Source organism: Arsukibacterium sp. UBA3155 (genome assembly GCA_002364615.1).
Classification (GTDB): Bacteria; Pseudomonadota; Gammaproteobacteria; order Enterobacterales; family Alteromonadaceae; genus Alishewanella.
Map to the genome: position 1 here is coordinate 172,541 of DEYP01000013.1, position 19,329 is coordinate 191,869.

Genomic DNA, 19,329 nt, shown 5'->3' on the forward strand with positions numbered 1-19,329 from the left:
GTTAGCAACCAATAAGCCGGCAGCTATAATCTATCGCATGCTGCCATTGCTTATCGTAGTGGAATAAAAACGTATCCAGCGTCAGCCATAAAATCAGCAAACCTGCCAACATGGTGATGGGAAAACCGATGGAGAAAATATTCAGCTGTGGTGCCGCGCGGGTCATAATACCAAATGACAAATTAACGACTAACATGGCGACTATTGGCGCCAGGGCAATCGCCAGGGCGGTAGCAAACATCCAGCCACCAAATTCAATAATGGTCCAGTAGCTGGTAACGTCCCACCACTGGCCGTTAATCGGCAGGGTGTCAAAACTAAATACCAACATCTGGATCATGATCAGATGACCATTAAAAATAAAAAACAGTAAGGTAGCCAGGATCAGATAAAACTGACCTATCGCCGGTACACTGACCCCGCTTGACGGGTCAACCATCGAAGCAAACGCCAAACCGGTCTGCGTCGCCAGCAACTGTCCCGCAAGCACAAAGGTAGTAATAAACATTTGCGAGATAAAACCCAGTGCAAAACCAATCATTAACTGTAAGAACACTTCAACGAACATCGCTGCAGACATTAAATCAGGTGGGGTTACCGGCGGCAGCATTGGCATGGCAACCAAGGTTATCATTACCACCAGGCCAGTTTTAATCCGCATTGGAATATTACGGGCGCCAATTCCAGCCATAATCATCAGCATGCCGGTTACACGACACAGCGGCAGCATAAAATCTGCGATAGCCTGCATTAAAATGCCCAGCGGGAACTCCATCAGCTCACCACGGTAGGTATACTTAGGAACAGATCCTGAGTGTAATCCATAATAATTCGCACAAACCAATGGCCACCAAAGATCAAGGCCAACAGCGTGACAATTAGTCGCGGTAAAAAGCTCAAGGTTTGTTCGTTAATTGAGGTAGCCGCCTGAAACACTGCCACAATTAAACCAACAAACAACGATGGCAAAATAATGGCACTCACCAGCAGGATGACGATAAACAATGCATCACGCAGCACATCAACAAAGACCTCAGGACTCATGTGCCCACTCCATAACTGGTGGCAAGCGTGCCCATTACTAAAATCCAGCCATCAACTAACACAAACATCATCAGTTTAAATGGCAGAGATATGATCATGGGCGAGAGCATCATCATACCCATTGCCATCAGTACGCTGGCGACCACCAGATCGATAATCAGAAAAGGAATAAACAGCATAAAACCGATTTGAAAAGCCGTTTTCAGTTCACTGGTGATAAACGCAGGGATAACCACGGTCATCGGATAATCCTGGGCCTGCTCTAACACTTCAAGGCCGGCAATCTGGGCAAAGGTGTCCAGATCCCTAATCCGGGTTTGATGCAGCATAAAGGCCTTAACCGGCACAATAGCCGCATCCAGCGCCTGCACCGGGGTGATCGACTCGTCCAGATAAGGCTGTATCGCCTGCTCATTTACGGTTTTAAATACCGGCGCCATGATAAAAAAGGTCAGAAATAACGTGATGCCAATCAGCACCTGATTGGACGGTGTCTGCTGCAATCCAATGGCCTGACGCAGAATAGCCAGCACTACAATAATCCGGGTAAAGCTGGTCATCATAATCACGATGGCCGGAATAAAGCTGAGCATAGTCATTAACGCCAGCACCTGCAGCGTTACACTATATTGTTGGGAGCCATCATCATTAGTGGTGACGGTAACCGCCGACAACATACTGTTATCGGCCAGCACCGCAGGGCTGAGTAACAGCAACAACACACACAGCAATCGCAACATAAAAACTTACTTTTTCAGGAATGATTGCAACTGTGTATGAAAGTCTGATGCCAACTTTGTTTCAGGGAGGGAATTTTCTAACTCAAATAGCATATTAATGCTGTGCGGCGTGACACCAATTACCCGCTGTTTTCCTTGTATTTCAATAACTAACAAGCGTTCACGCTGGCCCAGTGGTACCGAGCAAATAACTTTAACATGCTGGCTGCCGGGCAGCCGTAATGTCAATTTTTTGAATAACCAGCCCAGCCCAACCACCAATAACAGCACTGCTGCCAGAGAAATGGCGATTTTACCCAGACTGATACCGCTGGTATTTTTGCGCTCAGCCGGCACTTCCTGCCGCTGAAATGGCAAACCTTGCCGCGGCTCTGTCACCGCCACGCCAGGCGCTTCTGGCAAAGTCCCGGCAACCGGTTCTCTCTGCGAAGCAGCACTTTTTTGATTAGATGCGTCTTGATCAGATGCGTTTTGCGCCGCCGTCTCTTGCTGTTGCGGCTCTGGTGGGGGCGTTTGTGCATCAGCCGATGCCAAAAAAAGCGGCAACAGCACTATTGCTACGATCGCTATGACTTTTAATAATGACTGCATTAGCGTAGCTTTTTAATCCGTTCAATCTGGCTGATAACGTCGGTTAAGCGAATACCAAATTTGTCATTCACCACCACCACTTCACCATGCGCAATCAGGGTGCCATTAACCAATACATCTAGTGGCTCACCGGCTACCCGCTCTAACTCCACCACCGAGCCTTGGTTTAACTGCAACAGGTTGCGAATACTAATTTTGGCCCGGCCGACTTCCATAGAAATGGTAACCGGAATATCCAGAATGGTGTCCAGTTTACGCTGCTCATCGACGGTAATATTCGATTTTTCGTCTTTAAGCTCTTCCAGGTCGACGGCTTTGGCCCCGTCTTCACCGTCGGCTTCTGCCATGGCTGCAGCCCATTCGTCCATTGTATCTTTATCGTCTGCCATACTGTTATCCTCTGTCCCGCTCTGTTAAGTTCAGATCGGCTTCTAGTTCTGAAATATCTGCATCGCTGTCCAGACGCCTGCCACCTTTAGTAAATACGTGAAGTTCGGATTTAACCGACTCTGGCCGTCTGATTTTCTCGATGATTTTTAACGCCACACTCTCCCGTGACCGGCCAAGCTTGGCGCGGTACGTGGGTAAGTCTTCAATTAATACCGTGATATGGTCTGGAATTTCCACCGGAATAATATCGCCGGCTTTTAATTCCATCACTTCTCGCAACGTTAAGTCGACATCGAGCATTTTGGTCGATAAATCCACTTTAACGTCCATAATTTCGTCTCGTAGTGCCTTACTCCAGCGTAAATCGGTATCTTCCTTATCACTTTGCACCCCAGCATCCAGCAGCTCGCGAATGGGTTCGAGCATAGAGTAAGGTAGTGCCACATGAAAATCACCACCACCGCCATCCAGTTCAATATGAAATGAACTGATTACCACTACTTCTGTCGGGCTGACAATGTTCGCCATGGCGGGGTTAACTTCTGAGTCGAGGTATTCAAACGACACATCCATCACCGGTGCCCAGGCTTCTTTGTAATCTTCAAAAATAAGTTTCAGCAGCATCTGAATAATCCGCCGCTCGGTCGGGGTAAATTCTCGCCCTTCAATTTTGGCATGATAACGACCGTCTCCGCCAAAAAAGTTATCGACCAGAATAAATACCAGCCGGGCTTCCATGGTAATTAAGCCAGTTCCCTTCAAGGGCCGGAAACGCACCATATTCAGGCTGGTCGGCACAAATAAGGTATGGACGTATTCGCCAAACTTAATCATTTGTACACCGTTAATCGATACCTCAGCGGTGCGACGCATCATGTTGAATAAGCTGATCCGCATATGGCGGGCAAACCGCTCGTTAACCATTTCCAGCGTAGGCATGCGACCACGGACAATACGATCCTGCGACGAGAAATCGTATTCCATAGTAGATCGGCTGCGGCCATCACCGCCGTCTTCTATTTCTTCTTCTTCGACGTCATCGACACCATGTAATAGCGCATCAATTTCATCTTGCGACAATAAATCGGTCACGATTGCTCACTCTTATTGCATAACAAAACTGGTGAAAAGCACTTCTTCCACCACCACCGATCCTGCAACTTCCAGCAACGCTTGCTGTAAATCACTAAGGGCTTTGTTTTTTAAGGCGTCTTTGCCTGTGGTTGTTATCAGCTCATCAGCATTAGCACTGGCAAAAGCAGCCACTAGACTGGCTTCAATCAGCGGAATATGCCGAAGGGCTATGGTTTCATTATTACTGCCCCGCACCAGCAGTTGCACTTTTATCTGCACCAGACGGTCACGCGCGGCGCCAGGCACGTTAAAAACAAAAGGTCTGGGCATTGCAACATATAACGCATTGCCCTCAGGCCCGCTGGGTTGACCACCTCCATCGCTACCTTGCATGGCGGATACGTCATCGCCTGCGGCAGATTGAAGACTTTCGCTGCCAAGAAAGTAAAAATAAGCACCCGCGGCCAGCACTAATAACACCAACACGGCGATAACAAGTAACATTATTTTCTTGATGCCACCTTTGCCTTCGCTTAATTTTAAATCGCCATCGGCTGCCATTTTTACTCCGTTGTCTTTATTAATTCAGGCTATTATGCGCAACCGCCCGCCTTAATGTAAATTTTTTCTCTCTGAGCTTATTTCTCAGACACTACTGGCATAAACCAGGGCGTTTGCCACGTCAGTTCAGGCATAGTAATCAACAATGCGTTCACTAAGCTTAACGTCTAACTGCACTGCTGTCGCCTGCTCGTCCACATGCTGTTCATTGCCATGCTGACCTGCCCCGGCGCTGCCATTGCGCTGACTACCCGCCTGACTGTCCCCCTGGCGCTGTTGCTGAACCTGGCCTTCACCTAACTGAATGCCCTGCTGTTGCAACATCTCACGGAGTCGGGGCATTTGCTGCTCTAATAATTCTTTGGCATGCTGTTGTTGCACAATAAACTGAACCGAAGCTTGCTCCTGCTGCAAATTAACCCGAATTTGCATTTGCCCTAAATCTGCCGGGTCGAGCCGGATCTCAGCAACCTGAATGTTCTGGCGCACCATCAGATTAATCCGCTCTTTTAACTGACCAGCGGCATCTTGTGTCAGTAAATTGACCTGCTTTAATTGCTCGGTAACCGCTTTATTGACGCTTTGTGCTTTTGTGCGCTCAGCGCTTTGCTGCGCACCGGCAATGGCAACGGTTGCGGCATCGAGTCTGGCTATTGCGGCATCATTTTGACTCTGTGCTGCCTGGCCAACACTACCAGCAAAGCCACCAATAGTCGTTTCTGCTCTGGCGCTGCCGGCCACTACCCCGGGTTCGGTTTTAACCTGCAACGCTGCCAAATCGGGGTCTTCTGTCAGCGCTTGTTTTAATGAGGGGTTATTTTCTGCCAGGGCAGCACGTTGTTGTGCTCTGGCCTGCGCCGAATCTGCCACGGTTGCGGCACTGGCCAGATTACTGGCAAGTGAACTGGCCGGCGGTCCCTCTTCAAGCAACACAGATTTTTCTGCATTCTCAAAGATGGTTGCTGAGGCTACTGGTGATATACCCTGAGCTGCGCTTTTCGATGCCGCAAGGGCCGCTGCAGCGCTGTCTTCGCCAGAGCTCTCGGTGGCAACATGAATAGTATTCGGGTCAGCCTTCACTGCCGTATTGGCTTTTATATGTTGTTCATCTGACTGCACAACGCGACTGTGATCCGTTACTGCGACGGTGGCGCGCTCAACCGCTGTTAATGTCTCACTATCAATCTTAACCACATCAGTCTTAGCTGCATCAGGTTTAACTGCAATAGTCTCTGCAGCCTTAGCTGTGTCAAGCATAGTATTGTCTTTAGTAGCAACAGCACCTTGGGCATCACGTTTTACTGAGGCGGCAGCGACGGCATTGCCCTGGCTGCCTGTTGCGCTATCACTCTTTTTATCGCCACTAAGCGCTGTCTCGGTTAACGCATTATCAGCACCCTGCTTCGTCTGCGCCTGGCTGGCTGACGCTGTCTCACTGCGAGTAGCTGGCAGAGCGGTTTTTAACTCTGGCTGTGCCGCATTGTCAGATTTTATTTGGTTTTGAGTGGCTGTGGCCTCATCTGTGCTATCAGAATTAGTCAAACTATCAGCACCTTCGCTGTTACCTTCACTGGCCTTATTGCTTACAACACGCTCTGCTTTATCGCTTTTGGCTGCATCGGTTGCCGCACTTTCCGGATACACCGGCAGAATAAACCACTCGCCTTTTGGACCTTTTTTGCCAGCAAGTCCTGCCCGATCCCCAAGTATTATTGCTTCATCACCTGCCCCGTCAGCCGCAGCTGTTTCGGCACTATCAGCCTCAGTAATAACAGTGCCGGCGGCATTTGCAGCGACATGCGCTTTTTCATTGGCATACAGCTTAAGCTGCAGCCTTGTCTGGCTGGCCAGATCGAGCAGTCCAAGTAAGGTGCCCGGCTGGCTGTCATCGGCCAGGCTAAGTTCTGCTTCAGGGGGAATGACCGGAGGAAGCGTATGTTCAGGCCGGCCTGCGGCTTTACCTTCCATACTGGCAGCGCGTTTGCTTTTACCGCTGATTTGCAATGCGGCAAAATTTTGCCCATCGTTTAATTGCTGCTGTTCGCCAGACTGATTAAGCAAGCGCCCGAAATTATCGGTAGCACCCGTCTCAGCCATTACAGCCACCAGCTGATGCGAAGCTGGCTCTGCGCCAGGGGCCGGGCCTGAGCTTAAAAAAGAAAGCGACAACAACGGATTCATTTTGATCTCCTGGTAGGGCAACGGGTTTACCACTCTTGAGTTGTCTGCTGATTTATGACAACACTTTTAGCAAAACCCGTAATGCGCACTGCGCAATAAAACGTATAATACAAAACCAATACAAAAATCGCGCCAGTTTTAAGAAAAACCGCTATTAGGGTTCCTGCGCCAGCTGGCGCCGGTAAAATTGTTGCCCGGCATACTCATCACTCAGGCTTTGTTGCTGTCGCTCAAGTACTTGTAGCGCTGCACTGTCGGCCCGCTCAACTAACAGTTCCAGCGCTTTGCGTTTTGTTTGCATTTTTAACCAGCTTTGTTTGCGCTGTTCAGCAGCCGCTTTCGCCTGATGCACAACTCTGGCTTGCTGCACCAAAGCCTGGTCCAGCTTACCAATAAAATTGACATACTGGCTGTACTGCCGGCTTTGCACGCCCTGGCTGCCCTGGCGCTGACTTTGCTGGATATATTCGGTACGGTAGTTTGCCAACCCCTGATATTTTTGTTCAGCTTGCTGAAAATACTGTTGTGCCTTAATAAACTGCGCCTGCAGATTATCTTCGCGCTCACGCTGTACTTTAATAATTAAACTGAAGCGGTGCGCTGCCATTAGCCGGCCATTCGCTGTGCAGGTAACACCTGACTGAGCGCCGTCAAACTTTCATCATAAGGAACAATCGTTTTCATGCCTTGTTGTAAAAAAGCGTTGATTTTTGGCATCAGGCCAATTGCCTGATCCAACATCGGATCACTGCCACGAACATAGGCACCAATTGAAATTAAATCTTTGCTTTGCTGATAACTGGCATACAGTTGCTTAACGGCACGGGCCAGTTGCTGATGCTCGTTACTGGTAACGGCAGGCATTACCCGGCTGATGGATTTTTCAATATCGATTGCCGGAAAATGACCGCTGTCGGCCAGTGTGCGGGATAACACGATATGACCATCCAGAATAGCCCGGGAGGCATCGGCAATCGGATCCTGCAAATCGTCGCCTTCTGATAGCACGGTATAAAACGCCGTTATTGACCCCTGATGACCGGTACCATTACCCGCCCGTTCGACCAGTGCCGGTAATTTGGCAAACACTGACGGTGGGTAACCCTTGGTTGCTGGCGGCTCACCAACTGCCAGGGCAATTTCGCGCTGCGCCTGAGCATAGCGGGTAATTGAGTCGATCAAAAGCAACACATCCATGCCCTGATCACGAAAATATTCCGCTACCTGCACGGCCGTTTCACAGCCTTTGAGGCGCATCAATGGCGATACATCGGCCGGTGCGGCAATCACTACAGAACGTGCTTTACCTTCATCGCCCAGAATCTCATCGATAAACTCTTTTACCTCCCGGCCCCGCTCACCAACCAGTCCCACCACAATAACGTCTGCCGCCGTACCCCGGGTCATCATGCCAAGCAATACGCTTTTACCCACGCCACTACCGGCAAACAGGCCCATACGCTGGCCTTTACCGACGGTAATAATGCTGTTTATTGCCCTTACCCCGACATCCAGCGGCTGCTTTACCGGCCGACGTAGCAACGGATTAATCGGTTTACCTTTGCCTTTGCTAAATTCTGTCGCGCTAATAGGCCCTTTGCCATCCAGCGGTTTACCTACCCCATCAATGACCCGGCCCAGCAAGTTCAAGGTTAATGGCACTCCTTTATACTGAATAACCGGCGTCACTCTGGCGCCAGGTACGACGCCGGCAATATCATCTTGTGGCATCAGAAATAAGCGATCATTAGCAAAGCCGACGACTTCCGCCAAAATAGCACCGCGGGCACTTTCGACCAGGCAAGGCTGACCAATCGCCGCCCGGCAGCCGGTCGCTTCCAGGGTTAACCCCACGACCCGCACCAGATGGCCTGACACCGCAGGCAAGGACGGATGAATATGTTGCTGTTGTTGCTGCAACCGTTGCTGCAGGCTGCTACGGTCAGTCATGCGGCTTCGGGTCCTGTGCTGATGTTTGTTTTTTTTCTTTCTCAGCCTGTCTCTCTGAGGATGGCGCCGATTGAGACGATTTAGCCGGGCTATCACTTTCGGTTACTTTGCGCTGTTCAGTATCAGCGGCAATATCGTCAATAGTATCGTCTACAGTATCGTTAATAATGCTCTCTGCAGCATGCTCCGCTGCCTCTTCAAGCTGCAGGAAATGCTCCAGACTGCTTTGAACCCGCTGCTGAATACTTCGATCGACACTGGAGCTGCTGCTTTGCACCAGACAACCACCTTGAGCCAGCAACGGCTCAGCTCGCAATTGCCAGCCGCGCTCCGTTATTTCAGTTTCAGAGTAATGTTGCTTCACTGTGGCAACGTCGGCCGGGTTAAGTTTAATGGTCACGGCATTGCTTTGCAGCGGTAAGGCACCGATGGCCTCTTGCAACGCCTGTAAAATGACCTGAGGGTTAGTGGTTACTTCAACATTGATCACCGACTTGGCCATCGCCAGCGCCAGTTGCACCAGCTCCTGCTCTACCCGGTTGTCTATTTTTGCCAGCGGTTGCTGCAGTTGGTCGAATAACACACTTAATTCAGCCCGCAAGGTGTCAATTTCAGTCGCTGCATCGGCCAGGCCTTGTTTTTTACCCTCTGCCAGGCCTTGCTTAAGTCCATCTTGCTGGCCCTGTTCCCGGCCTTCACTGTAACCTTTGGCAAAGCCTTCTTCTTTGCCCTGCAGCATTCCCTCATCGTGGGCAGCCTGGCGCATTTGCTCGATATCATCTGCGGTAAGCGGCTTTATCTCTAATGTTTCTTCTGTCTCATCATCGGCAACCCTTTTACTATCAGGGCGTTGTAAGTTCAGGGCATTAGTCCGGGTATCCTGACTGCGCGCGTCGGCAGTTAAATCTGGCGTATGCCAGTGTTTTATCTGCTCTGCCTGATCAGGATCCGGTGAATAAGGCCGGTTAGGGTTGTGCGCATTTTTAATCATCGCTATTTCGCTACCTGTTACAGGAAGTCTTCACCACCACCGCCGCCAAGCATAATTTCACCGGCATCGGACAACCGTCGTGCGGCTGATAGTATTTCTTTCTGGGCGGTTTCTACTTCACTTACCCGCACGGGTCCCATGGCTTCCAAATCGTCCTGCAACAATTCGGCCGCACGTTTGGACATGTTTTTCAGAATTTTCTCTTTCAGATTCTCGTCGGTACCTTTTAAGGCTTTCATCAACACGTCCTGCTGGATCTCCCGCAGCAGCACCTGAATACCTCGATCATCAACATCGACCAGATTTTCAAACACAAACATCAGATCCTGAATTTGCTGCGCCATTTCCTCGTCGTGCTCACGAATGGAATCCATCAGCTGACCTTCCATATTAGTATCCAGATAATTGAGGATATCCGCAGCAGCTTTTAAACCGCCCATTTTCGCAGACTGAGTGCCTGCCTGACCGGCAAATTGTTTTTCCATAATTTCGTTTAATTCCTGTAATGCGGCTGGTTGCACTTCTTCCAGGTTGGCAATGCGCATGGTTAAATCCAGCCGCACTTTTTCCGAGAACTGCGATAAAATTTCAGCCGATTGTTCAGGCTCAAGATACGACAGTACAATCGTCTGGATTTGCGGGTGCTCGTTGCGGATAATGTTGGCTACTTGCTTGGAATCCATCCATTTCAGAGAGTCCAGACCCTTAGCACCACCACCCAATACAATTTGGTCAATCAGGTTAGCGGCTTTTTCTTCGCCCAGCGCTGCGGTCAACGCCCGTTTGATAAACTCTTCACTCTGGAAGCCAATGGTGCTGAAATTCTGGATCTGTTCGATAAACAGACGGTGTACTGCCGAGATTTTGGCCTGATTTAAGTCGGTCATCTGCGCCATCGCCAGACCGACTTTTTGCACCTGCTTTGGTTCAAGGTGCTTTAAAATCTGCGCCGCGTCTTCTTCTGATAAGCTGAGCAACAGAATAGCTGCTTTCTCAACGCCATCCAGTTTACCAACATCAAATGAGGGTTTTTCTTCAATATTATTCATCTTCAGCCAACCAGTTTTTCACTACCAGAGAGGATAACTCAGGTTCATTGGCCACCAGTGCCCGAACCGCCCGCAGTAAATCTTCATCGCCATGTAAGTCTGGCAGCATTAAGGTACCATCTGGCGCGAAGCCTACCGCGTTCTCATCGAACGTTGAATTTAGCATATCAATGGTATCATCACCCAGATCTAAACCGCTGCTCAGGGCTTTATCATCATAAGCGTCGTCAGTTTGTTCAGGGTAAATCAGTTTCTTCAGCATAGGCCTTACGATGCCCAGCATCAGCGCAAGAATAATAATACCGCCAATCATTAAGCGCAGGATCCGTAAAAACCACTCTTCCTGATAAATGGCCAGTTTCGGCTCTTCCAATAATGCTTCGCGTACGAAAGGCACTGAGATAACTTCTATGGTATCGCCACGCTGCACGTCAAAGCCAATGCCACCTTGCAATAAGCGACGAATATTGGCCAGTGATTCCTGCGTGCGCGGCTGAGGCTCGCTAACGCCCTCGGCATTCGGCGCACCTGGTTCATAATCTACGGCCACCGATACTGACAGACGACGAATGACCCCGCTTTGCTGTGAAGTATGACTGATAGTTGTGTCAAGTTCGTAATTGCGGGTTGCTTCTTTGTGGTTACGGCCCGGGATCACTGGCCTGGCATTGTCACCTGTTGCCTGTTCCGGAATAGAGGAATTTAAGGGAGGCTGATTTGATAAGGCTCCCGGAATTCCGCCGTTACTGCCGCCAACACTGCTTTCTTCAATAGTCATTTCACTACGAATAGCCGGTAAGTCGGGGTTAAAGCGCTTCTGGGTTTGTTCTACGGCGGTAAAATCCAGCATCAGATCCACCTGTGCCGTATAGTTACCATAGCCCAGTACGGGCAACAAAATTGAGTCGACCTTCTGGCGATACTCATCTTCCCGGGCGCGTTGTAATTCATGCTCGCGGCGCGAACGCGCGGCGCTACCATCCTGAGAGCCACTATTTAGCAAGCGGCCGCTTTGATCACTTACTGTGACCTTACTCGGCTCCATGCCTTGTACGGCAGAGGCCACCAAATCGACAATAGCGTCAACTTCACTGTCACGAATAACGGTACCGCCACGGGCAGTGACCAGCACGGTGGCAGAAGGCGATGCAGCCTGGCGGGCAAAAACGTTTTCTTTAGGAATTGCCAGCAAGACCCGGGCCCTGGCAATACTTTGCAGCTCTTCAATGGTGCGCGCCAGCTGTTGTTCACGGCTATGCTTCAGGCGTTCCATTTCCAGGCGCTGACTGACCCCGAAACCACTGTCCTGTAATAAAAATTCAGTACCGGCAGAAGGTTCCTGAGTTAAGCCGGCCCGTGACAAGCCAAGTTTCACTGCCTGATAACGATCTTCCGGAACATAGATAACATTACCTTCAAGCTCGTATTCCACTTGCTGGGCATCTAAATGATCAAGGGTCTGAATAAGTTCCTGAGTAGCATAGGTGCCAAGGGGACGCATTTCGGCCTGACGGGCCCAGAAGAAAATTAACACCGCAATGACCAGGCAGATAACCAGTGCGACCATCAGGGTAACCTGCCGCATAATATCGACACCACCAATGGCGCCAAGAAAGCCGGATTTCTGCTCTTGTGATTCAGAATTATTGGAGCTGTTGTAGTCGTTAGGACTGATTGCCAGCTCTGTTGATTGATTATCTGCCACGTGCTACCCCTTAAACCGGCATGGACATAATGTCTTTGTACGCTTCAACCATCTTGTTGCGTACCTGCACCGTTGCTTCAAACGCCAGTGACGATTTTTGCGCTGCGATCATCGCCTGCACCAGCGATACATTCGGATCGCCCATTTCAACCCGGTTTCTTAACTCACCTGCCTCTACCTGAGTGGTATTAACGGTTTTCAACGCATCTTTAAACAGGGTACTGAATTCAGACTGACTGGGGTTCACCTCGGCCAGTTGATTAACAGGCTTCATCTCGGCCGACAGACTGCGCGCCTGGCTGGCCATTGATTGCATTTGGGCGTATAACGCCTGACCTTTAATATCCATAACTGTACCCTGTTTAATAAAGCTTCATAATCGAAAGCTGGTTAGCTGAAGCCTGATTACATGCACCGTGTCAATAAATTGCCAGCGGCTGGCTGTAGGGTTACCTAAGCAGGAGTTATGCCATATTTAAATTAATGTTTTTAATAAGGAAAAAGCCGGCAAGCCGGCTTTCATAATAGGTTGAGTTTTTTCAGGCGGGCAGTTCTATCCCAGATTCCCGCATCCGGGCCAGCTTGTAGCGCAAGGTACGATCACTGATCCCCAATTTTTCGGCGACCGCCTTGCGTTTGTAAGCACAGGCCTTAAGCGTGGCCAGAATGATTCTGTGCTCCTGTTCGTGCAGCTCTGTTTTAAAATCATCGGGCACGGTTGTTTCGTTAGCGGCTGCTGAAATTACCGTTTGTGCGGCTGGCTCAGGCGTGCTTGTCGCCATGGCAGGGAGCGTCGTCGCAGCATGGCTATCGCCAGACAATAAAATATCTGCACCAGTAATTTGTTCACTCTGACACAAAATCAAAGCCCGCTGGATAACATTATCCAGCTCACGCACATTGCCAGGCCAGTTGTGTTGTATAAGTAGTTCAGTGGCACAGTCACTTAACCCCAATACCGCACGCCCCTGCTGCTGGCAGTATTTACTGATAAGGTGCTTCGCCAGCGGCGCAATATCTTCCCGGCGCTCTGCCAGAGCCGGCCAGGTTAATGGAAATACATTTAACCTGAAAAACAGATCCTGGCGGAAGCTGCCATCTGCCACGGCTTGCTGTAAGTCGCGGTTACTGGTTGCCAGGACCCTAACATCCAGTTTAATGGTTTTACGGCTGCCAAGCCGTTCCACTTCCCGCTCCTGCAATACCCGTAACAGTTTAGCCTGCAGGTTTAAATCCATTTCCGTAATTTCATCCAGCAATAGCGTGCCATGCTGGGCTTGTTCAAACTTGCCGGGACAACCGGCAATAGCACCGGTAAAGGCGCCTTTTTCATAGCCAAACAGGGTCGATTCCAGCATGTTTTCCGGAATAGCCGCACAGTTAATCGCCACAAAGGGTCCGCTGGCACGTGGTGATTGCTGATGAATATACCGTGCCAATACTTCTTTGCCTGAACCACTGGGCCCGGCAATCATGACGCTGGCTTCAGAGCGCGCCACCCGGGCGGTTAATTCCAGCAAGGCAATGCTGGAGGGCGCTGCCACCACCGGCGTAGCCGAATTCGGTTGCTCTGCTAACACATAGCGACTTACCGTGCTAAGCAGTACCTGTGGCGCAAAGGGTTTCGCCAGGTAATCTACTGCCCCCAGCCGGATAGCCTCAACCGCATCCTGCACGTTGGCATAAGCCGTCATCATCAGTACCGGCAGCTGCGGATAATGCTGGCGCAGGGTTTTTAATAACGTTAAGCCAGACACCTGGCCCATTTGCACGTCGCTAACCACCAATTGCACGGTCTGCTTTTTCAGTAGCAGCAAGGCGCTTTCTGCACTATCTGCACTAAACACCTGATAACTGGCCAGGCTCAGCGTATCGCAAAGGGCCTCACGCAGGCCGGCATCATCCTCAACAATCAGTATTGGCGTCGCTGTAGTCATAGGTTACCTCTGCTATGGGATGGAGTCTGTTGTGATGTTGTATCAGCATAATGAATGGGCAATTCAATGATAAAACACGCACCGCAATCCGGGCGCTGCTGGTAACGTACGTTGCCCTGATGGCTGTTCACTACCGCCTGCACCACTGCAAGGCCTAAGCCGCTGCCATGCTGGCGCCGACTGAAAAAGGGCTCAAAAATATGGGGTTGTACATCAGCTCCAATTCCAGGACCGTTGTCATTAATGGTGAATTGTAAGCGGTTATGCTGGGTTTTCACCGAGATATGAATATGCGCCCCCTGATTGATGGCCTGAACGCTGTTTTGGATCAAATTGTTAAATGCCCCGGTCAGGCTGCTCAGGTTGCCAAGCAGATAGACATCCTGGCAACTGCTGCTAACGGTAAGCTGCGCATCATGCTGCAGCAACAAAGTTTCTGCCGCCGTATTAATGTCACTGATTAAGCATTGCAGGGTAAAAGGTTGTACCGCCTGCGCCGTGCCAGAGCGGGCAAATAACAGCATATCATTTACCTGCTGCTCTAAATCATGCAAGCGGGCTAATAACTTATGCTGAAATTGCTGCGCCGCCGCCGGCTTAAGCTTACTGCTACCCAGGTTTTCGGCATACAGCATGGCAGAGGACAATGGTGTGCGGATTTGATGCGCCAGCGTCGCCATCATTTTGCCTAAGGTAGACAGCCGCTGCAAATGTGCAAGCCGGCTTTGTAACTGGCGGGTCTGAGTAAGATCAGTCAGCACAATAAGCTGGCCGGGTTCAGGGCTAAGCGGGCTGATTTCAAGCTTAATTCGCCGCCCATCTTTTAATGACACTTCCAGGCCGTCATCACTACGCGGTGCAAAACAACGATTTATTACTTCTAACCAGGGCTGGCCAAGCAGCGGTTGCCCCAGCATCGTGGTTGCGACCGGGTTAGCTTCCGATACAATACCCCTGGCGCTCAGCAGAATGACTCCCGAGGGCAACACATTCAGAATATGTTGCAGCCGGTTATCGGCCTCACGAGTTTCTGCCAATGCCTGACTAACCCGCTGGCTTATTTCCTGCGGCGCACGCGCAGGCGAGCGAAACAGCTGCCGGTTATCGGTCTGCGAAGCGTAGATTGAGCTATCGTGGCTGGCATTTGGCATAATACAACTGACCTTTTTCAAATAATAAGGTCGATGCAGAGATTATGCCAAACTTAAACCTATGATTTTACTTATAAATATCGTTATTACTGCTGTCAAAGACTTGACAGAAAACGACTATTCGTCACGGCCAAGGTTATATTTCCGCATTTTTTCAACCAGGGTGGTTCGGCGCAATCCCAGTACTTCAGCAGCCCGCGCCACCACATAATCATGATGCTGCAAGGCATTAGAGATTAGCTGCACTTCCAGCTCGGCCAGATATTCTTTTAAATCGAACCCGTCTGCCGCCATATCACTAAGCTGCGGCAAGCTCAGGGCGATACCACCATTGCTATTGTTACTGTGCGATGTACTGGCTGCGTTATCACTGCTGTTATCATCGCTGTCGTCAGCACTGGCGGCAAATAAGTCATTGAGCATATCCCGTTCCAGCAAGGCTTCCGGATACTCGGGTTGATAACTGTCCACATCCAGATAACAGTATTTCTGCGGTAATTCAGCAATATCGACAACCTGATCCGGATACATAATTAACATGCGCTCCAGCAAATTCGCCAGCTCGCGCACATTTCCCGGCCAGTTGTGTAGTTTTAAGCTTTGTAGCGCCCGCTCAGTAAAACGGATCCGACCCTTGTGACCGGCAGCCTGACGGTTTAGCAGCTCCTGGATCAATATGGGTAAATCGTCAGAGCGTTCGCGTAATGCCGGCGTTTCAATAGGAAAGACATTAAGGCGGTAAAACAGATCCTCTCTGAACTGCCCGTCGATGATCATCGTCTCTAAATCACGGTGGGTAGCAGCAATAATCCGTACATCCGCTTTAATGGTCTGGCTCCCCCCTACCCGCTCGAATATGCGCTCCTGCAATACCCGAAGCAGCTTTACCTGCATCGGTTGTGGCATGTCACCAATTTCATCCAGAAATAAGGTACCGCCCTGAGCCAGTTCAAATCGACCTTTGCGGGTAGAAATGGCACCGGTAAAGGCGCCTTTTTCATGTCCAAACAACTCGCTCTCTAACAGCTCTGCCGGGATGGCACCACAGTTTATCGGTACAAAAGGTCCTGCGGCGCGGTTTGATAATAAGTGAATATTGCGGGCAACCACTTCTTTGCCGGTACCCGACTGGCCCAGCACCAGCACGTTGGCATCAGTTTTAGCCACTTGCTGAATTAAAAAGCGGACTTTTTGCATCGGCTCAGTCTGCCCCACCATACCATCAAACTTCAGCGTGGTTTCGCTCTGACGCTGACCGGGTAACAAACGATGGTATTGCTGACAATCACGCAGTAATTGGGTAAGGCTGTTATATGAAAACGGCTCTGTAAGCAGACCAACGGCGTTAGGATACTGCAGTAAAGCGGTTAACGGCTCACCAATCAGTAAAAATGCACAACTGGGAAAACGTAACAGCAACTCGGCATGCTCGGCATCCCCCAGAGCACCAAGCAATACCACAGCCGGAGAGGTAGCATTTAATTGCTGCAGCAGCTCCTGATGGTTAAACACCTGGTAAGATTCGTTAATAAAACTAAGCACTATCGCCAGACGTTCGGCGCGACGTGGTTGTGAATCAACAATATAAAGAGGTGGATTAGCTGCCATTATGCCGCATTATTGTTATTGCTTTAACTTCATTGTACTGCGCTGACCTAAGCTTGCAACCACAAACGCTATTTTTTTGACGGCTGTCAAAAAAATAGCGTTTGTCTTTAATTAAAAGAAATGTCAAAAGCAAAGACCAAGCTCAACGATACCGTTATCAGCCAAGCAAGGTTAGCGCCTGCTGCTGTTGAACACGCGCCTGCATGGTCACACTGGTCGAGCTCTGGCTCAGGATATCCGTTGCTGTTTTTTCACTCACCGCTTTGGCGTAGTCCAGATCTTCAATCCGGCTACGCCCCTCAGCCTGGGTAATTTGCTGGTTATTTAAACTACGAACCTGGGCAGCAAAGCTGTTGATACTGGCGCCCGCCTCCGCCTGCAAGCCAGTGACAAACTCTGTGGCCTGAGTCAGGCTGGTATTGGCTGCAGCAGCGCCAGCCTGTGTAGTTAGATCAATGTTAAACACATTCTGTGCCGCCAGCGCAGCGCTAACATCATCAACCTTCAGATTAGCAGTGCTCTGGCCGGTATTAAACGCAATATTGTTATCATTAAACAACGCCACGCCACCAAAACTGGCAGTTTGCAGGGTGTTTTGGACATTATCGAGAAAACCCTGCGCCTGCTGCTGTAATGCCTGGCGATCAGCATCGGTATAAATACCGTTGCCTGCGGCTACCGCCAGGGTGCCTACTTCAGACAAATCATTATTAATATTTTGCAGGCTTTGCTCGTAGACCTGTGCCAGGCCAATACCGTCATATAAATTACGCTGTCCCTGCACGGCACCGTTTACAGCACTGGTTAGCCGATCTGCTATCTGCAGACCCGCTGCATCATCAGCAGCACTGCTGATGCGTTTGGCTGAAGCAAGTTTTTCAGTCTGGGACTGTTGCAGCTGCAACAGGCTCTTTAATTGCGCTGCACCGTCAGTCTGACTTGTAATTTTCATTGCATGCTCCTCTTAAAGTAACCTTTAGATTATAGCGCTAAACACTGTGCTTAGCCCACATTAGACAAATTAAGCCTGATAGCATTTTAAATGCCTGATATAGTTGATATAGCATTGCTTTAACCCGCTATATTGTCAGTTAAGATTGTGCTTGAGCTGCCGATATAGTGATAATTAAGCAGATAATTGCCGTAACGCGGAGATCAGTACGTGACCGAAATTTTATCGTTAATAGGTCGGGACAAACCCTTATTTTCTGAAGATATTGCTAAGCATGATAGTGCGTTGCGTGACATTATTAGCAAAAGTCGATTTTTGATATTAGGCGGTGCAGGTTCTATTGGCCAGGCGGTAACCAAAGAAATTTTTAAACGTAATCCGCAGAAGCTTCATGTTGTTGATATCAGTGAAAATAACATGGTTGAGCTGGTACGTGATCTGCGCAGTTCCTATGGCTACATCAGCGGTGATTTTCAAACCTTTGCGCTGGACATTGGCTCTGTTGAGTACGATGCCTTTATTGCTGCCGATGGCAGTTTTGATTACGTGTTGAATTTATCTGCGTTAAAACATGTTCGCAGTGAAAAAGATCCTTTTACATTGATGAGAATGATAAACGTCAATATCGTTAATACCGAGAAAACCCTGGCGCAATCTATTGCCAAAGGGGTTAAAAAATATTTTTGTGTCTCGACTGACAAAGCCACTAATCCGGTGAATATGATGGGCGCCTCAAAACGGATTATGGAAATGTTTTTAATGCGCCGTAGCGAAGAGATTGACATATCTACCGCCCGGTTTGCCAACGTTGCGTTTTCAGATGGGTCGCTGCTGCATGGTTTTAATCAGCGTATTCAAAAACGCCAGCCTATAGTCGCGCCACATGACATTAAGCGTTATTTCGTTACTCCGGGTGAATCTGGCGAATTATGCCTGCTGTCATGCATTTTTGGTGAAAACAGAGATATCTTTTTCCCGAAACTCAGTGAAGAGTTGCATTTAATTACCTTTGCCGACATTGCGGTTAAATACCTCGAACATACCGGTTATAACCCCTATTTGTGTGAAAGTGAAGATGAAGCGCGTGAACTGGCAAAAACGTTGCCTGAGCAGGGCAAGTGGCCCTGCTTATTTACATCAAGCGATACCACCGGCGAAAAGGACTTTGAAGAGTTTTTTACCCACAATGAAATACTTGATATGGTCAGGTTTGACAACGTCGGGGTGATTAAAAATGAGCCTGGTTACCACAGCGAATTATTAGAGATGTTTGAACGGGAAATCGACAGCATGAAGCAAAGTAAAACCTGGAGCAAACCACAGCTTGTGGCGTTATTTCACTCGATGTTGCCCGATTTCGGCCACAAAGAAACAGGTAAATACTTAGACAGTAAGATGTAGGTCC

19 protein-coding genes are annotated in these 19,329 nt (G+C 49.4%); 1 reads left to right on the plus strand and 18 read right to left on the minus strand.

The window, feature by feature from the left end; translation table 11 throughout:
* Position 1 precedes the first annotated feature (1 nt).
* From fliR to B2X65_RS04890, 18 genes are all read right to left on the minus strand, one after another.
* Positions 2–775, minus strand: coding sequence for a flagellar biosynthetic protein FliR (gene fliR, locus B2X65_RS04805; RefSeq protein WP_290611008.1), 774 nt, complete (start codon positions 773–775; stop codon positions 2–4).
* Positions 775–1,044 (minus strand): flagellar biosynthesis protein FliQ, encoded by a 270-nt coding sequence (gene fliQ, locus B2X65_RS04810; RefSeq protein WP_290611009.1) that lies wholly within the window; start codon positions 1,042–1,044, stop codon positions 775–777. Before fliQ ends, fliR begins: the two co-directional genes overlap by 1 nt.
* Complete coding sequence (gene fliP / locus B2X65_RS04815; protein WP_290611010.1) at positions 1,041–1,784, minus strand: flagellar type III secretion system pore protein FliP; 744 nt, start codon at positions 1,782–1,784, stop codon at positions 1,041–1,043. The genes fliQ and fliP overlap by 4 nt, the downstream gene beginning before the upstream one ends.
* A 6-nt stretch (positions 1,785–1,790) precedes the next feature.
* Positions 1,791–2,375, minus strand: a complete 585-nt coding sequence (gene fliO, locus B2X65_RS04820) for a flagellar biosynthetic protein FliO (protein ID WP_290611011.1) — start codon at positions 2,373–2,375, stop codon at positions 1,791–1,793.
* Complete coding sequence (fliN, locus tag B2X65_RS04825; RefSeq protein WP_290611012.1) at positions 2,375–2,764, minus strand: flagellar motor switch protein FliN; 390 nt, start codon at positions 2,762–2,764, stop codon at positions 2,375–2,377. Before fliN ends, fliO begins: the two co-directional genes overlap by 1 nt.
* A gap of 4 nt (positions 2,765–2,768) precedes the next feature.
* Positions 2,769–3,857, minus strand: coding sequence for a flagellar motor switch protein FliM (gene fliM, locus B2X65_RS04830; RefSeq protein ID WP_290611013.1), 1,089 nt, complete (start codon positions 3,855–3,857; stop codon positions 2,769–2,771).
* 12 nt (positions 3,858–3,869) lie between these two features.
* The gene (fliL, locus tag B2X65_RS04835; protein ID WP_290611014.1) at positions 3,870–4,400 is read right to left on the minus strand and encodes a flagellar basal body-associated protein FliL; all 531 of its coding nucleotides are present in this window, start codon (positions 4,398–4,400) and stop codon (positions 3,870–3,872) included.
* A 126-nt stretch (positions 4,401–4,526) separates the two neighbouring features.
* On the minus strand, positions 4,527–6,581 hold the full coding sequence (locus tag B2X65_RS04840; RefSeq protein ID WP_290611015.1) for a flagellar hook-length control protein FliK: 2,055 nt from the start codon (positions 6,579–6,581) through the stop codon (positions 4,527–4,529).
* Positions 6,582–6,735: 154 nt separating this feature from the next.
* Entirely contained in the window at positions 6,736–7,188 is a 453-nt protein-coding gene (gene fliJ, locus B2X65_RS04845) for a flagellar export protein FliJ (RefSeq protein ID WP_290611016.1), read from the minus strand.
* Positions 7,188–8,531 (minus strand): flagellar protein export ATPase FliI, encoded by a 1,344-nt coding sequence (gene fliI, locus B2X65_RS04850; protein ID WP_290611017.1) that lies wholly within the window; start codon positions 8,529–8,531, stop codon positions 7,188–7,190. The genes fliJ and fliI overlap by 1 nt, the downstream gene beginning before the upstream one ends.
* Positions 8,524–9,522: a flagellar assembly protein FliH gene (fliH, locus tag B2X65_RS04855; RefSeq protein ID WP_290611018.1), complete on the minus strand. Its 999-nt coding sequence runs from the start codon at positions 9,520–9,522 to the stop codon at positions 8,524–8,526. The genes fliI and fliH overlap by 8 nt, the downstream gene beginning before the upstream one ends.
* Positions 9,523–9,539: 17 nt before the next feature.
* Entirely contained in the window at positions 9,540–10,571 is a 1,032-nt protein-coding gene (gene fliG / locus B2X65_RS04860) for a flagellar motor switch protein FliG (protein ID WP_290611019.1), read from the minus strand.
* Positions 10,564–12,276 (minus strand): flagellar basal-body MS-ring/collar protein FliF, encoded by a 1,713-nt coding sequence (gene fliF, locus B2X65_RS04865; RefSeq protein WP_290611020.1) that lies wholly within the window; start codon positions 12,274–12,276, stop codon positions 10,564–10,566. The genes fliG and fliF overlap by 8 nt, the downstream gene beginning before the upstream one ends.
* Before the next feature lie 10 nt (positions 12,277–12,286).
* Positions 12,287–12,625 carry a flagellar hook-basal body complex protein FliE gene (fliE, locus tag B2X65_RS04870; RefSeq protein WP_290611021.1) on the minus strand — a complete coding sequence of 113 codons (339 nt, stop codon included), beginning with the start codon at positions 12,623–12,625 and terminating at the stop codon, positions 12,287–12,289.
* Between the two features lie 190 nt (positions 12,626–12,815).
* Positions 12,816–14,213 carry a sigma-54-dependent transcriptional regulator gene (locus B2X65_RS04875; RefSeq protein ID WP_290611022.1) on the minus strand — a complete coding sequence of 466 codons (1,398 nt, stop codon included), beginning with the start codon at positions 14,211–14,213 and terminating at the stop codon, positions 12,816–12,818.
* Positions 14,210–15,364, minus strand: a complete 1,155-nt coding sequence (locus B2X65_RS04880; protein ID WP_290611023.1) for a sensor histidine kinase — start codon at positions 15,362–15,364, stop codon at positions 14,210–14,212. Before B2X65_RS04880 ends, B2X65_RS04875 begins: the two co-directional genes overlap by 4 nt.
* A gap of 117 nt (positions 15,365–15,481) precedes the next feature.
* Complete coding sequence (locus B2X65_RS04885; RefSeq protein ID WP_290611025.1) at positions 15,482–16,972, minus strand: sigma-54 dependent transcriptional regulator; 1,491 nt, start codon at positions 16,970–16,972, stop codon at positions 15,482–15,484.
* Between the two features lie 157 nt (positions 16,973–17,129).
* The gene (locus B2X65_RS04890) at positions 17,130–17,924 is read right to left on the minus strand and encodes a flagellin (protein WP_290611026.1); all 795 of its coding nucleotides are present in this window, start codon (positions 17,922–17,924) and stop codon (positions 17,130–17,132) included.
* Positions 17,925–18,134: 210 nt separating this feature from the next.
* Here B2X65_RS04890 and B2X65_RS04895 point away from each other — a divergent pair, with 210 nt between their 5' ends.
* Complete coding sequence (locus B2X65_RS04895) at positions 18,135–19,325, plus strand: UDP-N-acetylglucosamine 4,6-dehydratase (RefSeq protein ID WP_290611027.1); 1,191 nt, start codon at positions 18,135–18,137, stop codon at positions 19,323–19,325.
* The last annotated feature ends 4 nt before the right edge of the window (positions 19,326–19,329 follow it).

Bases quoted from the DNA above. Each gene is read 5' to 3' on its own strand.
- fliI (WP_290611017.1), bottom strand. From the start codon at position 8,531: ATGACTGACCGTAGCAGCCTGCAGCAACGGTTGCAGCAACAACAGCAA.
- fliJ (WP_290611016.1), bottom strand. From the start codon at position 7,188: ATGGCAGCGCACCGCTTCAGTTTAATTATTAAAGTACAGCGTGAGCGC.
- fliR (WP_290611008.1), bottom strand. From the start codon at position 775: ATGGAGTTCCCGCTGGGCATTTTAATGCAGGCTATCGCAGATTTTATG.
- fliQ (WP_290611009.1), bottom strand. From the start codon at position 1,044: ATGAGTCCTGAGGTCTTTGTTGATGTGCTGCGTGATGCATTGTTTATC.
- fliN (WP_290611012.1), bottom strand. From the start codon at position 2,764: ATGGCAGACGATAAAGATACAATGGACGAATGGGCTGCAGCCATGGCA.
- fliG (WP_290611019.1), bottom strand. From the start codon at position 10,571: ATGAATAATATTGAAGAAAAACCCTCATTTGATGTTGGTAAACTGGAT.
- fliP (WP_290611010.1), bottom strand. From the start codon at position 1,784: ATGTTGCGATTGCTGTGTGTGTTGTTGCTGTTACTCAGCCCTGCGGTG.
- B2X65_RS04890 (WP_290611026.1), bottom strand. From the start codon at position 17,924: ATGAAAATTACAAGTCAGACTGACGGTGCAGCGCAATTAAAGAGCCTG.
- B2X65_RS04880 (WP_290611023.1), bottom strand. From the start codon at position 15,364: ATGCCAAATGCCAGCCACGATAGCTCAATCTACGCTTCGCAGACCGAT.
- fliL (WP_290611014.1), bottom strand. From the start codon at position 4,400: ATGGCAGCCGATGGCGATTTAAAATTAAGCGAAGGCAAAGGTGGCATC.
- B2X65_RS04875 (WP_290611022.1), bottom strand. From the start codon at position 14,213: ATGACTACAGCGACGCCAATACTGATTGTTGAGGATGATGCCGGCCTG.
- B2X65_RS04840 (WP_290611015.1), bottom strand. From the start codon at position 6,581: ATGAATCCGTTGTTGTCGCTTTCTTTTTTAAGCTCAGGCCCGGCCCCT.
- fliO (WP_290611011.1), bottom strand. From the start codon at position 2,375: ATGCAGTCATTATTAAAAGTCATAGCGATCGTAGCAATAGTGCTGTTG.
- fliH (WP_290611018.1), bottom strand. From the start codon at position 9,522: ATGATTAAAAATGCGCACAACCCTAACCGGCCTTATTCACCGGATCCT.
- B2X65_RS04885 (WP_290611025.1), bottom strand. From the start codon at position 16,972: ATGGCAGCTAATCCACCTCTTTATATTGTTGATTCACAACCACGTCGC.
- fliE (WP_290611021.1), bottom strand. From the start codon at position 12,625: ATGGATATTAAAGGTCAGGCGTTATACGCCCAAATGCAATCAATGGCC.